13 protein-coding genes and 2 pseudogenes are annotated in these 15,502 nt (G+C 72.3%); 6 read left to right on the top strand and 9 right to left on the bottom strand.

The features are described from left to right. Positions 1-8: 8 nt before the first annotated feature. Positions 9-1,049 (top strand): cation diffusion facilitator family transporter, encoded by a 1,041-nt coding sequence (locus IH26_RS0108195; RefSeq protein ID WP_245665002.1) that lies wholly within the window; start codon positions 9-11, stop codon positions 1,047-1,049. A gap of 195 nt (positions 1,050-1,244) precedes the next feature. Here the strand turns inward: IH26_RS0108195 and IH26_RS0108190 are convergent, their stop codons facing one another. Continuing rightward, the gene (locus IH26_RS0108190; RefSeq protein WP_030435512.1) at positions 1,245-2,963 is read right to left on the bottom strand and encodes an L-lactate permease; all 1,719 of its coding nucleotides are present in this window, start codon (positions 2,961-2,963) and stop codon (positions 1,245-1,247) included. A gap of 122 nt (positions 2,964-3,085) precedes the next feature. Between IH26_RS0108190 and kduI the strand changes: the two genes are divergently transcribed. Further along, positions 3,086-3,898, top strand: a complete 813-nt coding sequence (gene kduI, locus IH26_RS0108185) for a 5-dehydro-4-deoxy-D-glucuronate isomerase (protein ID WP_030435511.1) — start codon at positions 3,086-3,088, stop codon at positions 3,896-3,898. Then, the gene (locus IH26_RS0108180) at positions 3,895-4,665 is read left to right on the top strand and encodes an IclR family transcriptional regulator (protein ID WP_030435510.1); all 771 of its coding nucleotides are present in this window, start codon (positions 3,895-3,897) and stop codon (positions 4,663-4,665) included. The genes kduI and IH26_RS0108180 overlap by 4 nt, the downstream gene beginning before the upstream one ends. A gap of 122 nt (positions 4,666-4,787) precedes the next feature. On the opposite strand, the gene IH26_RS0108170 is transcribed toward IH26_RS0108180, so the two are convergent. Then, complete coding sequence (locus tag IH26_RS0108170; RefSeq protein ID WP_030435509.1) at positions 4,788-5,405, bottom strand: PilZ domain-containing protein; 618 nt, start codon at positions 5,403-5,405, stop codon at positions 4,788-4,790. A 300-nt stretch (positions 5,406-5,705) separates the two neighbouring features. On the opposite strand from IH26_RS0108170, the pseudogene IH26_RS64475 reads away from it, so the two are divergent. Further along, positions 5,706-6,302, top strand: a pseudogene (locus tag IH26_RS64475) (asparagine synthase-related protein); the annotation flags it as partial. 64 nt (positions 6,303-6,366) lie between these two features. Beyond that, complete coding sequence (locus IH26_RS62030; protein ID WP_051807728.1) at positions 6,367-6,693, top strand: asparagine synthase-related protein; 327 nt, start codon at positions 6,367-6,369, stop codon at positions 6,691-6,693. Between the two features lie 308 nt (positions 6,694-7,001). Here the strand turns inward: IH26_RS62030 and IH26_RS0108160 are convergent, their stop codons facing one another. The 5 genes and pseudogenes from IH26_RS0108160 to IH26_RS0108145 form a co-directional block, all read right to left on the bottom strand. Continuing rightward, positions 7,002-10,322, bottom strand: a complete 3,321-nt coding sequence (locus IH26_RS0108160) for a S8 family peptidase (RefSeq protein WP_245664999.1) — start codon at positions 10,320-10,322, stop codon at positions 7,002-7,004. Positions 10,323-10,575: 253 nt separating this feature from the next. After that, positions 10,576-11,232, bottom strand: a complete 657-nt coding sequence (locus tag IH26_RS55655; protein ID WP_051807726.1) for an aldehyde dehydrogenase family protein — start codon at positions 11,230-11,232, stop codon at positions 10,576-10,578. After that, positions 11,229-11,597: pseudogene (locus tag IH26_RS63835) on the bottom strand (aldehyde dehydrogenase family protein); the annotation flags it as partial. The pseudogene IH26_RS63835 and the gene IH26_RS55655, both read right to left, overlap by 4 nt. A gap of 205 nt (positions 11,598-11,802) precedes the next feature. Further along, entirely contained in the window at positions 11,803-12,726 is a 924-nt protein-coding gene (locus tag IH26_RS0108150) for a cation diffusion facilitator family transporter (protein ID WP_084598712.1), read from the bottom strand. Positions 12,727-12,831: 105 nt separating this feature from the next. Next, complete coding sequence (locus tag IH26_RS0108145) at positions 12,832-13,416, bottom strand: dienelactone hydrolase family protein (RefSeq protein WP_030435506.1); 585 nt, start codon at positions 13,414-13,416, stop codon at positions 12,832-12,834. A gap of 66 nt (positions 13,417-13,482) precedes the next feature. Here IH26_RS0108145 and IH26_RS0108140 point away from each other — a divergent pair, with 66 nt between their 5' ends. Continuing rightward, entirely contained in the window at positions 13,483-14,052 is a 570-nt protein-coding gene (locus IH26_RS0108140) for an ArsR/SmtB family transcription factor (protein ID WP_030435505.1), read from the top strand. A 68-nt stretch (positions 14,053-14,120) separates the two neighbouring features. Here the strand turns inward: IH26_RS0108140 and phoU are convergent, their stop codons facing one another. Next, positions 14,121-14,762 (bottom strand): phosphate signaling complex protein PhoU, encoded by a 642-nt coding sequence (phoU, locus tag IH26_RS0108135; RefSeq protein WP_030435504.1) that lies wholly within the window; start codon positions 14,760-14,762, stop codon positions 14,121-14,123. A gap of 110 nt (positions 14,763-14,872) precedes the next feature. Beyond that, positions 14,873-15,466 carry an alpha/beta hydrolase gene (locus IH26_RS55645; RefSeq protein WP_169789735.1) on the bottom strand — a complete coding sequence of 198 codons (594 nt, stop codon included), beginning with the start codon at positions 15,464-15,466 and terminating at the stop codon, positions 14,873-14,875. Between the last annotated feature and the right edge of the window lie 36 nt (positions 15,467-15,502).

The following is a 15,502-nucleotide window of genomic DNA, read 5'->3' as shown; positions in this document are numbered from 1 at the left end:
GCTCTAGGATGGGCGACCCACACCACGACCACGATCACGGCGTCTCCGCGGAGGCGGACCGCAGGTGGCTGACCGTTGCCCTCGTGCTGCTCGGCGTCTTCATGGCCGGCGAGGTCGTGGCCGGCCTGATCGCCCACTCCCTGGCCCTGCTCTCCGACGCCGCCCACATGCTCACCGATGCCGGCGGCATCGTCCTGGCCCTGGTGGCGATCCGGCTGGCCGCCCGGCCGCCCGCGGGCGGCTTCACCTTCGGCCTCATGCGCGCCGAGATCCTGTCCGCCCAGGCCAACGGCCTCACCATGCTGATCCTCGCGGTCTGGCTGGCCATCGAGGCAGTCCGCCGGCTCGTCCACCCACCCGCGGTCACCGGCGGGCTGGTCCTGGTCACCGCGCTGATCGGCATCGTCTTCAACGTCACCGCGTCGTGGGCGATCGGCCGGGCCAACCGGACCAGCCTCAACGTCGAGGGCGCCTTCCAGCACGTCGTGAACGACCTGTACGCCTTCGTCGCAACGGCGATAGCGGGTCTGATCGTGCTGCTCACCGGGTTCGCCCGGGCGGACGCGATCGCGACCCTGATCGTGGTCGGACTGATGGTCAAGGCGGGTCTCGGGCTGATCCGCGAGTCCGGCAAGATCTTCCTGGAGGCGGCGCCCAGCGGCATCGACCCGCCCGCCCTCGGCACCCGGCTGACCGGGGTGGAGGGCGTCGAGGAGGTCCACGACCTGCACGTCTGGCAGATCACCTCGGGCCGGCCGGCATTGTCGGCGCATGTGCTGGTGGCCGAGGGGCTGGACTGCCACGCGATTCGAGGCGAGATCGAGCGCCTGCTACGGGCCGATTACCACATCACCCACAGCACGCTGCAGGTCGACCACGCCGACGTCGACGTGCATTGCGAGGACGCTCACGGCGCCGCCTACCGTCCGGAGGCCATCGCGAGTTCCGCACCCACCCGATGGCGGACCGATGTCCGGACCGCCGCACCTGACCTCGGCGACGCCGAGGTGAGCAACGCTCCCCGGGGGACGCGTCGCGGTCGACGCTGATGACCCCCCGGCCTTCGACAAGCCGGGCACATACACCTGTCACGCGTGCAGCACCCGGCCGTCAAAGTGGTCGTTACCGCGAGCTGGCGGTCACGGCGTGGAGGGCCGGCCCGCGGGGGTGTAGATACGCCGGCGGTGGGTTCTCTGAGCCGTGTTCCCGCCGACCGTGTACACCCGCATCGTGCCGCTGATCCGTCACGGGACCATCCAGCCGAGTACGGGCGTGGACTGCAACCAGACGAGCAGGCACATGAGGAACAGCAGCAGTGCGCTCCAACCGAAGACCCGGCGGAACAACGTGCCCTCCGAGCCGACCATGCCGACCGCCGCCGTACCGATGGCGAGGTTCTGTGGGGAGATCATCTTGGCCATCACGCCGCCGGAGGTGTTGGCCGCGCCGAAGAGTGTCGGCGCGGCTCCCAACTGGTGTGCCGCGGTGACCTGGAGGTTGCCGAACAACGCGTTCGACCCGGCGTCCGTGCCGGTGATCGTGACACCGAACCAGCCCACGATCGGCGACAGGAAAGCGAAGAAGGCACCCGCCCGGGCCAGCCAGACGCCGAGCGTGGAGATCTGGCCAGACAGGTTCATCACGTACGACAGCGCGAACACGCACAGGATGGTGAAGATCGCCCAACCGAACTGACGGATCGTCTCCCCGTACGTCTTCAGCCCGGTGAGCGGCGTCATCCGCAGGACCAGGAGCGTGAGCAGGCCGGAGAAGAACAGCAGCGTCCCGGTCGCGCCGAGGTAGTTCAGCACGTAGTGCGTGTTGACGGGCTTACCGCCGGGGTTGAGCACGTGCAGGCCGGGCCAGGCGAACGTCCACACGCCGTGGGTGGCGAGCCAGGTCTTCACCGCGTTGATCTGTGCCACGGAGAACAGCACGACGATGATGATGTACGGCGCGAACGCGCGGAAGATCTCGCCGCCGGAGTCGTCGCGGCTGCCCGGCTCGACCGTCGCTCCGGACCCGTCGAGCGAGCCGCCCGCCAGGACCGGCGTCGCGGCGGGCAGGTCCGCCGAGCCGCCCGCCATGACCCGCGTCGCGGCGGGTACCTCGGCCGAGCCGCCGGTCGCGACCGAGGTCGTGACGCTGTCCGACGCCGGCTGCCACACCCGGTTGAGCAGCATGATCGCGCCGGCCGAGGCGATCGCGGCGAAGATGTCGCACAGCCGGTAGGACCAGTAGTTGGAGAAGACGAACTGGCAGATGCCGAAGGTCAGGCCGCCGGTCAGCGCGGCGGGCCAGGCCTGGCGCAGGCCCCGGCGGCCGTCCGCGACGCCGAGGAGGATGAACGGCACGAACACCGCGAGGACGGCGGTCTGTCGCCCGGCCATCGCGCCGAAGTCCTCCGGGTTCAGCCCGGTCGACGTGCCGAGGATGGTGATCGGGTTACCCAGCCCGCCGAACGCCACGGGAGCGGTGTCGGCGATCAGCGCCAGGGCGGCGGCCTTGATCGGGTGGAACCCGATCGCGATCAGCATGACCGCGCAGATGGCCACCGGCGAGCCGCCGCCGGCGAGCGCCTCCAGCAGCGCGCCGAAGGAGAAGGCGATGACGATCGCCTGGATCCGCCGGTCGTCGCTGATCGAGGCGAACGCCCGTCGCAGCACCGCGAAGTGGCCCGATTTGACGGTCAGGTTGTAGATCCAGATGGCATTGAACGTGATCCACAGGATGCTCAGGACGCTCAGCGCCGCGCCGAAGGCGCCCGCGTTGAGGGCCTGGCCGACCGGCATGGAGTAGGTGAGCACCGCGATCACGAGGGCCGCGCCGAGGGCGACCAGGCTTGCCCAGTGCGCCTTCCATTTGAGCCCGCCGAGCAGGGCGAGCAGGAGGAACAGGGGCAGAAGCGCCAGGAGCGCGCTGAGCGTCAGTGATCCGGTCGGGTCGAGGTTTTGGCGGAACACGAAGCACCTCATGGGGGAGTAGGCAGTGCCGAGCGCCACAGCCGTTCCATGAGACGGAACGGCATTCTGTAAGGTGGGTTTATAGTGCCACTCGATAACCATCGATGGAAGAGGTCTGAGCAATGGAGATCCGGCACGCCACCCATCCGAGTCAGATCGGCGGCTTCGCGACGGCCGACCTACGCGCGAACTACCTGGTAGATGACCTTTTCCCGACCGACCGCGTCCGGCTGGTCTACTCCCACCAGGACCGCACAGTCATCGGAGGGGTCGCGCCGGCCGCGCCGATCACGCTGCCGGCCCCGGACGCCCTGCGCAGCGCGTACTTCTGTGAGCGGCGGGAACTCGGGGTGGTCAACGTCGGCGAGCCGGCACCGGTGACGGTGGACGGCACGGCGTACGACCTCGCGCACGGCGACTGCCTCTACGTCGGGCGGGGCGCCGAGTCGGTGGTGTTCGGCCCGGGCGGCTGCTTCTACCTGATCTCGGCGACCGCCCACGCCTCCTGTCCGACCGTGCTGTCGCCGCTGGCCGCCGTCGCTGGCACCCGGCTCGGCGGCGTCGAGGGCGCCAACGACCGCACGATCTACAAGCACATCCATGCCGACGGCGTCGCGAGCAACCAGTTGGTCCTCGGCGTGACGGTCCTGGAGCCCGGCTCGATGTGGAACACGATGCCGTGCCACACGCACGACCGGCGTACCGAGGTGTACCTGTACTTCGACCTGCCGGCGGAGCACCGCGTCGTGCACCTGATGGGCCGGCCGGACGAGACCCGCAACATCATCGTGGCGAACCGGCAGGCGGTCATCTCACCGAGTTGGTCGGTGCACTGCGGGTTCGGTACGGCCAACTATGCCTTCGTGTGGGCGATGACCGGGGAGAACCAGGCCTTCGACGACATGGACCACGTGGCCATACCCTCGTTGCGATGAAGAGCACGCCGGGCAATGGGAACGCGACCGAGAAGGTCCTCGCGGTCCTGCAAGCGCTGGCCGAGAGCGACCGCATCGCCGACATCGCGGCCGGTACCGGACTGCCCAGGTCCACCGTCCACCGGATCCTCCAGTCGCTCGTCGATCACCGTTTCGCCCTGAACTCCGGCGACGGGCGCTACATCGGCGGTCCGCGGATCCTGACCCTGGCCGGCCGCCTGATGGCCCGGTTCGATCCGGCCCAGCACGCGGACGGTACGCTCCGCCAGCTCCGCGAGGACACCGGATACACGGTCCATTTCGGCCTGCTGGCCGGCGACGACGTGGTCTACGCCGCGAAGGTCGAGGGCAAGAAGCCGTACCGGATGCCGTCGAGTGTGGGGTTGAGCGTACGGCTGCACACGACCGCGATCGGCAAGGCGATCCTCGCGACCCTGTCCGACGAGGCCGTCAGCACGATCATGGAACGCCGCGGGATGGAGGCGCGGACGCCCGGCACGATCACGACTGTGCCGGCGCTGCTCGGCCACCTGGCCTCGATCCGGGCGCGGGGCTACGCACTGGACGAGGAGGAGAACGAGCCGGGCATCCGCTGCATCGGCGCGGCCGTCTACGACCACACCGGACGGGCCGCCGGCGCGGTGAGCATCTCCACCCTGGTCCTCGAACCCTGGGACCGGCCGATGGACGAGCTCGCCGCCCGGGTGCGCGCCTCGGCCCGGGAGATCTCCGAATCCCTCGGCCACCTGCCGGAACGACGCGACTAGTGCCGCCGGGCGAGCCACCCGCCGTCGACCGCGAGGAGGTCGCCGTTGACGTAGTCGCCGGCCCGGGCGGCGAGGAAGACCGCCCGGTCAGGTCGAAGACCACGTAAAAGCCCTGATCCGAGTCACTGGGTCTGCTGGAAGGCGTCGAGCCGGTCGCGGACCTCGGCGTCCATGTCCACGAACAGCAGGCGGACGTCGCCGGGCTCGTCGCTGCCGCGTACCTGACCGTTGATGTCCGCGGGGCCGTCCGGCAGCAACACTTCAAGGGTGACCAACTGACCGGGGGCCAGGCCGTCGACCAGGTCGATCAGCGCCTCCTCGCCGAGGTCGTCGACGTCGAGATCGACGATGACGCGCGCCCCGCCCAGGGACAGGTCGATCGCCAGGCCGGGAAACATCTGCCCCGAGGGCAGGATCAGCACGGCCGGCACCTGCACCGAGACGCGCCGGGAGCGTCGCCGGTCGACGGCGCCCACGGTCGTGTCCACCCGCATGTACACGCCGGGCATGCCGCCGGCGGGCGGGGGCACCACCGTGCCCACGATACTGAAGCCGGTGCCGTTCTGCGTCCAGAGCAAGGCCACGTCGACACCGACCATGGCGAACCCGGTGAGGCTCAGCCGAAGCGTGCCGTCGCTTTCCCGCGAGACCCGGCAGGTCCGGGCCGGCCCACCGCCGAGCGACGCGCTGGCGGTCGGGGCCGTCCACGGCTGCGGTTCCTCAGTGATCTTGACCATCATCGTCGGATCTTTCTGGGCGTACGAAGCGCGGTCCGGCCGGATCCTCCCCACCCTGACGGTACCGTCACGAACGGGCCTTCAGGTGCAGGTCAGCACGCCAGGGCAGGCTGGGCGGAACGGTAGCCGCGTCACTTCTGGCGGTGCCGTTGAAAGGCACGATGAAGGAGGGGCCGCAAGCGACAGGAGCCTGAATCGTTCGATGATCTCGTCCGAGCGGCGAGTTCGCTCGGCCCCGGCCGGATTGCGACGGTTCCGGACTCGCTGCGGGCGGGTGGCGGCGGCCCGGTCCGGTCGTTCGCGGTGGACTTCGCCGGGCGGGCCGAGCACTTCCGTGCCGACGCGCTCGTCGGTTCGCCGGACGCGCCGTTCGTGCACGACGTCGCCGAGCTGGTCGGCGCCGATCACGCGGACATCGTGCTGGACACCGCGGACCTGATGGACCCGCTGCACCGCGCCGGCGCGCTCGGCTCGTACGACCTGCCGTCCATCATGGGCGACACGCTGACGTCGCTGTACCTGCTGTTCCAAGCGGTGCGCGAGCGCTCGACCGTGGCGCTGTCCGGCGAGTCGGCCGACGAGCTGTTCGGCGGCTACCCCTGGTTCCACCAGCCGGCCCTGGCCGGCGCGGACACGTTCCCGTGGCTCGCCGGGGTGACCGCGCTGACCGGGCAGCGGTTCGAACCCGCGCTCGCGCTGTTCGAACCGGGGCTGGTCGCACAGCTCGACCTGTCCGGCTACCGGGACGCCGCGTACCGGCAGGAACACTCCACGGTGGCGCACCTGCCCGACGAGAAGCCGGTCGACCACCGCATGCGCGACGTCTTCCACATGCACCTGACCCGCTTCCTGCCGGTACTGCTGGACCGCAAGGACCGGCTGAGCATGGCGCACGGGCTGGAGGTGCGGGTGCCGTTCTGCGACCACCGCCTGGTCGAGTACGTGTACAACACGCCCCTGGGAGATGAAGACGTTCGACGGCCACGAGAAGAGCCTGCTGCGCGCCGCGGCCGCCGACGTGCTGCCCGAGTCGGTGCGCGGCCGGCGCAAGAGCCCGTACCCGCCCACCCAGGACCCGCGTTACGAGCGGGCGCTGTGCGACGAGGTACGCAACCTGCTCGCCGATCCCGACGCGCCGGTGCTGCCGCTGCTGGACACCGTGAAGGCCCGCGCGCTCGCCGACCGCGCCGCCACGGCCGGCCCGCTCGGATACGCCCGGTTCGTCATCGAGGCGACCCTCTCGGTCAACGAGTGGCTGCGGCGCTACCCGGTCCGCCTCCACCTCGACTGAGAAGGCGGTGGTGCCGCGCACGCCGGACCGGGCGCGCTGGGGCCGTGCAGGCGACCCAAGCGGCGTCCAACCGAGTGGTCACGCTTGCGAACAACACCGTCACCGCGCGGCGGGGGCTACTGGTGTGCCGCTGCCTCCGGCTGCGGCCCACGCTCGGCTCTGGGCGCCCTCCCTGACCGGGCCGTCCACGCGGACCTCCGCACATACGGCAAGCTGAGGCGACCCGGGACGGGTCCGGGTGCCGGCGGGGCGGGCGGACACGGCGAGGCCCGCGGATCGCGAGGATCCGCGGGCCTTCGGGGTGTGGGCTATCCGGCGCGGTAGGCGTCGATGATGGTCTGGTCGATGCCGCTGCCGGCGTCACCGTTCGCCGTCACGTGCAGGGAGACCGTTTGGCCCGTGGCCGGCTGGGGAAGGACGGCCTGGAACGCGTCCGCGGCCGACCGGCTGACCTGCGCCGGCTGCCAGGTGGCGCCGCCGTCCAGCGACGTGGCCACGGTGAGTGCGGTGACGGCCTGCGCCGGTATTCCGTGTGCCTGGCGTACCGCGAAGGTCGCCGTGCCGCCGGGGATCGGGTGGTTGGCCGGGTCCAGCGGCAGCGTGTAGTCGACCGACAGCAGTGGCAGCGGGACGCGGGAAGTGTCCCGCGGGCCGGCCGACCGGAACGTGTACGACGTGGTGACCCGGGTGGACACCGGCAGGAACGCGGAGTTGTCGAGGTCGTACGTCAGGCGGTAGTCGGCCGCCTGCCGCGGGAGGGTGAAGTCGCCGCGCGTGTTGTGCACCTCGGCCACCGTTGTGCCGTCGCGCGACAACGTGAGCGTGGGCTTGATGGCCAGGCCCCAGCCGCCGGCCAGGCAGTCGAACCGCTGGTGCTGGTCGGTCAGCGTGACCATCTCGATGTGCAGGTTGCCCCTGGTACGGCTCGGCGCCGCCGGCGCGCACTCGCTCGGGGAGCCGGCCGGGTCGTCGTACCAGTCCGAGTGCAACGGCTGCCGGATCCACGTCTTCGCCTGCCGGCTGCCCGGCGCGTACGTCGTGGCCGCCTCCTGGACGACGGTGCCGTTCCAGAACGCCTCGTCCACCCAGGCGTAGCCGGGCGTCACGTAGTCGGTGCGGTCGCCGGTGAGCGGGCCGGTGCTGTTCTCGTTGAAGAGCTCGCCGTCCGGGGTGAGCCCGTATCGCTTGTGCCCGGTCGCCGACTCCGGCGTGTCGAGCCGGTCGAAGTGCTGGTCGATCCGGGCGAGGCGGGCCCGTTCGGCGGCGGTGACCCGGTAGGCCGGATCCGCCGGGATGACGCCGCCGTACGAATGCGTCAGGTCGTAAAGCTCGCCACTCGAAGCGACCAGGCTGAACGCACCGTACGTCCGGAACGTCCCGATCCCGGCCGCGCCCTTGGCCGGCAGCAGGAACACGTTCCCGGCCTTGGCCGGGTCGCCCCAGACGAACGCGAAGTCGGACCAGCCGGAGCCGTGCCGCGGCGTCTGGACGAACATGAAGCCGAGCGAGGTGGCCTCCGTGGCCACGCCGTCGACGCTGCCGCTCAGCCGTCCGGCCCCGGCGAAGTCCAGCTTCATCGTCCGGTCGCCGGTGATCGCCACGTCCGGGTCGCCGCCGAGCGCCGAGCGTTCATCCTGGTCCGCCCACGTCATGGCGGTGGCCATCACGCTGTACCGGCCGGCCGGCACCCGGAAGGTCACCGCGCCGCCCGGATCGGCGGACTGGTTCTCGGCGAAGATCGCGCGGTCGTCCAGGTTGACGACCGTCACGCCGACGTACCCGCTCGCGCCCGCCGGGGTGCCCGGGATCGCGGTCGTCTCGACGGTGAGGTCGTAGCTCGGCGGCTCGGCGTAGAACGTCACCGGCGTGCGGGCCACCACGGCACCGCCGACCCGCGCGGTGACCACGGCCGTGTAGAGCCCGGGCCGGCCCGCGAACGCCGCCCGGTCCACCCGCAGCGTTGCGCCGCCGGTGCCGCCCGCGGCGAGCCGCACCCGCCGGCCGGCGAGCGACACGGCGCCGGCGGGAGCGGCCTTGCCATGCCGATCGGTCGCCGTCACGCCGAGGGTGACGTCGGCCGGGGCGGTGCCGCTGTCGGTCCAGGCCGGCTTCGCCTCCGCGATGCCGGTCCCCGCGGACGGGAGGACACCCAGGTCGACCGCCGGCGTGGCGCTGACCACGCCGGACAGGGCCCGCGCCACGTCGAGACGGCCGGAGCCGCTCGCGTACGCGTCGTTGCCGGCGACCGGGTCGGCCGCCCCGACCAGCGCGGCCTTGAGCTGCCCGGCCCGCCAGCCGGGGTGGCGCTGGACCAGGACGGCGGCCGCGCCCGCGACGTGCGGGGTGGCCATCGAGGTGCCGGACGCGGCCGTGTAGCGCCCGTCGACCGCCCGGCCCATCGTGGTGCCGGCCGCGCGGGCCGCGACGATGTCCACGCCGGGCGCGACCAGGTCGGGCTTCGCGGCCCGGCTGCCGGCCAGCGGGCCGCGGCTGGAGAACTCGGCGAGCGCGTCGGCGCCGTCCACCGCGCCGACGGTCAGCGCGGTGGCGGCCGACCCCGGCGAGGCCACCGTGCCGTCCGCCGGGCCGTCGTTGCCGGCCGCGATCACGAACAACGCGCCGGTCTGCTTGGTCAGCGCGTCGACCGCCTGGGACAGCGGATCGGTGCCGTCGCTGGGGTCCCCGCCGAGGCTCAGGTTCACCACGGCGGCGCGGCTCGCGGCCCACTCCATCCCGGCGATGACCTGCGACTCGTTGCCGTCGCCGTCGTCGCCGAGGACCTTGCCCACGACCAGCCGCGCGTCCGGCGCGACGCCCCGGCGGGCGCCGCCCGAGGCCGCGCCGCTGCCGGCGATGGTGGCCGCCACGTGGGTGCCGTGGCCGAAGTGGTCGACGGCGTCGCCGCCGTCGGCGGTGAAGTCCCTCTTCTCGGCGATCCGGCCGGCGAGGTCGGGGTGGGTGGCGTCGACGCCGGTGTCCAGCACGGCGACCCGGACGCCCCGGCCGGTGTACCCGGCCTGCCACGCCTGCGGCGCGCCGATCTGGCGCAGGTTGTCGTCCAGCCGGCCGGTGCCCGCGTCGGGTGCCCGGGTGGCCCGGACCCGCCGGTCCAGCCACACCTTCGGCGTCGCCGCGGCCGAGCGGGCCGTCAACGATCCGATCAGCGAGGCGCCGCTCCCCTTCGCGCGGCGACCGGAGACCGCGGCGATGCTCGCCAGCGCCCTCGCCCCGGCCAGCCCGCCCACGAGGGGGTCGGCCGCGAGGGAGCGGCCCTGGACGATGAGCGGCAGATCCTTCGTACGGGCGTCGTCGTAGCCGTCCAGGATCAGGGCCGTCACGTCGAACAGCGCCGGGTCCAGCACCTTGCCGACCAGCGGCGCCACCCGGGCCGGCAGCACCCGCACGTGCCCGTCGGGGCCGCAGCTGCGGGTGAGCGCGCCGCTCGGGGTGGCCGGGCGCACGCTCACCTGCGGGCAGCCCGACGACCTGCCGACGACGGTCACCACGTCACCGGTCAGCAGCGTCACCGTGTAGGGCCGCCCGGCCGGCAGCAGCGACGGCGTGGTGGCCGCCGCCGCGCCCGTCGGGCCCCCGCCGAGCGCCGCCACCAGCAACCCGACGGCGAGCATCCTTGCTGTCTTCCGCGAGAGGTTCACACGACTTAGAGGGATGCGGGTTCCCGTGGCGTTGTCCGCCCGGCTCGGTGTGAAAAGTCACCGTGGTCGATCCGGGAACCGGACAACCGGGCGAGGGCCCGCACCCGTCTAACTACCCAGCCGGGAGGCCCCCAGCGGCCGCTTGACCTCACGCACCCCTTGGCCGCAACGGTCCCGCCGTACGTCGATCCCCGTCCCCGGAAAGCTACCGGAGCCACCTCTCCCGTCACCCGAGAGTGTCGATCCCGTACAGCAGGTCCGGTGGCAGGTTCTGATAGGCCACCGGCCGCAGGAACCGGTGGATGGCAAGCGTTCCCACCGAGGTACTGCTGCCGTCGGAGGTGGCGGGGAAGGGACCGCCGTGCACGGTGGCGGTTCCGACTTCGACTCCGGTCGGCCATCCGTTGACGATGATCCGGCCGGCCTTCTCGGCCAGTGTCGGCAGCAGTGAGCGGGCCCGCTCGCCGTCGGGCGGGGCGGCGTGGACCGTGGCGGCCAGTTGGCCCTCGAGCCGTTCGGCGATGGTCGCCAGCTGGGCGGGATCGCCGACCCGCACCACCAGGGCGGCGGGGCCGAACACCTCGCGCGCCAGCACCGGTTCGCGCAGCCACGCTTCCGCGGTGGTGACGAAGACGTGCGCGACACCGCCCTCGGCGATGGACGGGTCGGGTACGCCGGAGCCGAGCAGCTCGGTGTCCGGGTGTTCCCGCATCAGGCGCAGTCCGGATTCGTACGCCTCGCGGACGTGCTCGCTGAGCATCGGCGCCGCCGGCACGGCGGCGACGGCGGCCCGGACGGCCGCACGAAACCGGGTCGCGCCGGATGCCCCCGGCACGAAGACGAGGCCGGGTCTGGTGCACAGCTGGCCGCTGCTCGTGGTCATCGACTGCACGAATTCCGCGCCGATCGCCCCGGCCCGCGAGTCGAGCGCCGCGGGCAGCAGGAATACGGGTTGACGCTGGACATCTCGGCGTGGACCTGGATCGGCACCGGCCGGGAACGTGCGGCGGCCATCAGCGCCAGCCCGCCCGCCCTCGATCCGGTGAACGCGATCGCCCGGACGGCGGGATGTACCGCGAGCCGTTGCCCGGTTTCCGCGCCGCCGTAGACCATCGAGAAGACGCCCTCCGCCAGCCCGCGTTCGGCGACGGCGGCGGCAACGGCGCCGGCCACGATCTCCGAGGTGCCCGGGTGGCTCGGGTGCGCCTTCACCACCACCGGGCAGCCCGCGGCCAGGGCTGCCGCCGTGTCATTGGCGCACCATCTCGCGGACGGGACTGTTCCGGCCCGGACCTACTTCACCTGGTCCGACGGCCGGATCGGGGTACCGCAGCCGTTCGTCGACCGCCGATAGCACGTCCCGCCGGCGGGGCCGGGCGCCCGCACTGCGGTGCCCGGCCCCGCTCCGGCCGGAATCGCTCCGCTCGACAGCGCCGCGCGCTCATCGCCGAGCTCAGGGCTGCGACCGGTAGGAGGCGCCGTGGGCGTCCTCGCAGTGCACCGACAGGTCGGCGTGGTCTACCTGCAGCGTGCTGTGGGTCAGGTGGTACGTGTCGTGCAGGAGCCGTTCGATCTCGGCCCGCACGGTGTGGCAGTCGCCGCCCGGGGCCACCAGCACGTGCGCCGACAGCGCCGGCTGGCCCGAGGTGATCTGCCAGACGTGCAGGTCGTGCACCTCGACCACGCCCTCGACCCCGGCGAGCCGGTCGCCGATCCGCTGCGGGTCGAGGCCGGACGGGGCCGCCTCCAGGAAGATCCTCCCGGACTCGCGGACCAGCCCCACCCCCGCCTTGACCATCAGCGCGACCACGACCAGGGTCGCGATCGCGTCGGCGCGGGCGAAGCCGGTCGTCAGGATCACCACGCCGGCCACCGCGGTGGCGATGAACGCGTACAGGTCGTTGACGACGTGCTGGAAGGCGCCCTCGATGTTCAGGCTGGACCGGTTCGCGCGGCTCATCGCCCACGCGGCCGCCACGTTGACGACCACGCCGGCCAGCGCCGTGATCAGGACCAGCGAGCCGGTGACGGGCGGCGGGGCGATCAGCCGGCGGACGCTCTCGAACGCCAGCCAAGCCGCGAGGATCAGCATGGTCACGCCGTTGGCCTGGGCGGAGAGGATCTCCGCGCGCTTCAGGCCGTACGTGTAGCCGCCGCGCGGCGGCCGGGCGGCCAGGCGCATCGCGATCAGGGCGAGCACGATGGCGCCGGCGTCCGTCAGCATGTGGGCCGCGTCGGACAGCAGCGCGAGCGAGCCGGCGATCAGGCCGACCACGACCTCGCCGGCCATGAAGACGCCGATCAGGGCGAGCGCGAGCGTCAGCCACCGGCGGTCGGCGCCGGCCGGGACACCGTGGTCGTGGTCGTGCGTCGGCATGCCCCCAAACATATGCACTCATCGCGATAGTTGCAAATAACCGCTCCGATACCCCCGCTTGAGCACTCTTGCTCGGTCGCGGCATCACCGGCCCGGAAACACGCCTCAGAACGTCAGCCTGCCGAGGAACTCCAGCGAGCGCTCGACCACCAGGTCGGTGGCCGCCGCATCGAACGAGGGCAGCGACGAGTCGGTGAACAGGTGCCGGTCCCCGGCGTACAGGAACAGCTGCCCTTGATCTTGTCCGATGGTCTCGACGAGGTCGCGCGCGGCGTCGACGTCGCCCTCGAGAGCGAAGAAGGGGTCCTTGTCCATGCCGTGGATCTGCACCGGGACGCCGGCCGGCCACGGGCCGATCGCCCACTCACCGTGGATCGGCAGGCAGGCCTCGTAGAGCAGGGCGCCGCGCGCGCCGGGACGGGTCTGGGCGAGGCGCTGGGCGGTCAGCACGCCGAACGAGAGGCCGGCGAAGACGGCGGTTCCCGGAAGATCGCTGGTGGCCCGGGCGGCGATGACCTCGTCACCGATCCGCTGCGACAGCGCGAAGCCCTCGTCGAGGCTGCCCGGCAACGCGCCGTCGAACAGGTCGGGCGTGTGGACGACGTGACCGCCGGCCCGCAGCCGGTCGGCGAACGCGCGCACGCCGTCGGTAAGACCCTGCAGATGGTGGTAGAGCACTACTTCGGCCATGACCTCTAGACTCCTGGCTCTGGACGGGATGGGTCGAACGATCCAATACTTTAGAACGGTCGGGAAATGTCGGTCAATCAGCAGATCCCCGACTACGAGCTGGACGACTTGCTCGTGGTCACCGCGCCCGAGCAGTTGCGGGCGCTGGCCGACCCGCTGCGCGGGACGCTGCTCGAACTGGTCCTCGAACGGGCCGCGACGGTCACCGAGATGGCAAAGGCGGTGGACCGGCCGAAGAGCAGCGTCGCGTACCACGTGAACCTGCTGACCGAGGCCGGGCTGCTGCGGGTGGTGCGGACCCGGCGGGTACGGGCGATCGACGAACGCTACTACGGGCGGGTGGCGCGGACGTACTACGTCGGCGCCCTGAACCGGGCCGAGGCCCAGGTGGTCGCCTCGATGAACGGCCTGGCCGCGGCGGCGGCCGAGTCGGCCGCGGCGCACGCGGCCGACGACCTGCGGTGCACGCTGGTGCACGCCCGGATCCCGGTCGAGGAGGTCCGCGCCTTCTGGGCCGAGGTGCAGGCGGTGGCCCGGCGGTTCGCGCAGATCCCGCGCTCGGGCGATCAGGTGTACGGCTTCGTCGCCGGGCTCTATCCCACCGACGCGCCCACTCTGCCGGACGCGGATCATTGACGCGAGCGGCTCGACGCGCTGGGGCTGGCGATGGAGAAGGCGGGCTTCGCCGCGAGACGCTGACCGGTTCAGTCGTCCTTGCCGTCGACCAGCACCATCACGTGCTGGCTGACGTTGACCGCGTGGTCGGCGTAGCGCTCGTAGTAGCGGCCCAGCAGCGCGCCGTCGATGGCCGCCTCCACGCCGAGCGGCCAGTCCGACCGCAGCATCACGCTGAACAGCTGCCGGTGCAGCTGGTCCATCGCGTCGTCGTCGCCGTCGAGCTGGGCGGCGAGCGTCGCGTCGCTGCCGGCCAGGGCGGCCACGATCTTCCCGGCCAGCTCGTCGGCAACCTTGCTCATCGCCCGGAACAGCTCGGTCAGCTCGGGCGCCACCGCGGCGCTCGGATGCCGGCGCAGCGTGGCCCGGGCGACGTGCGCGGCCAGGGCGCCCATCCGCTCGAGGTCGGCCGCCGCCTGCAACGCGGTCAGCGCGGTGCGCAGCTCGTCGGCGACCGGCTGCCGGCGCAGGATCAGGTCGAAGACCCGGTCGTCGACCACCCGGTAGAGCACCTCGATCTCGGCGGCCCGCACGGTCACCTGCTGAGCAATGGTGGGGTTCGCGGCGAGCAGGGCCGCGCTGGCCTGCCGCATCGCCTCCCGGACGGCCTTGGCCATGGTCACCAGGGAGCTGGTGACCCGGGCGAGCGTGTCCTGGAAGTCCTCGCCCATGATCTCTCCCGCCCGCGCTGCCCCGGAAACGCCCCGACGCCACATGCTATGCGCCGCGCGGTATGCCCCGCACGGGGCAACGGCACCACGATCCGCCGCCCGGCCGGATGTCACAGCAGGGCGCGGAGCTGGGTGGCGAAACCCGCCGGATCGGTCAGCGGCGCGAAGCGTGTTTCCGGCCGGGCGGGCCCGCTGCGCGTGCCGCCGGCCAGGGCGGGCTGGTTGCGGCGGGTGGGTGGTTTCGCGAGCCAGCTTGCGTACGCGTGGAACAGCGCCGGCTCGCGGCGGGGCCGGGCGTAGTACCGGAAGGCCGCCGGCACCCGGTCGAGGCCGGCCGCGTCGACGAGGTCGTCCGGTCCGGTGGCACCGTCCGGCGGCTCGTCGAGGGTGACCACGGCGTGGGTGGCGTAGCCGGCCGCGAAGGCGGTCGCCAGCGGGGCCGCCCCGGCGTGCGCCACGACGATCGGCGCCCGGTGCAGGAACAGGCCGTCGACCAGCCGGGCGAGCTCGGCGGCGAGCGTCTCCAGGCGGCAGCGGTCGCGGGCCGGGGACTGACCGTGGCCGGGCAGGTCGGGGGCGACCACCGTGCAGCGGGCCGAGGCCAGCTCGGCGGCGACCGGCCACCACATGGTGCGGTCGAACAGCAGCCCGTGCACCAGCACGACGGGACGGCCGAACGAGCCCCATCGATCGTACGCAAGCATGGTCTTGGGTGTTCCGGCGACGTGAAAGGTGCGTAG

It is taken from the genome of Actinoplanes subtropicus (assembly GCF_000721705.1).
GTDB classification, from domain to species: Bacteria; Actinomycetota; Actinomycetes; order Mycobacteriales; family Micromonosporaceae; genus Actinoplanes; species Actinoplanes subtropicus.
Note: the sequence above shows the minus strand (reverse complement) of the source record. Positions and strands in the feature narration are given on the sequence as shown.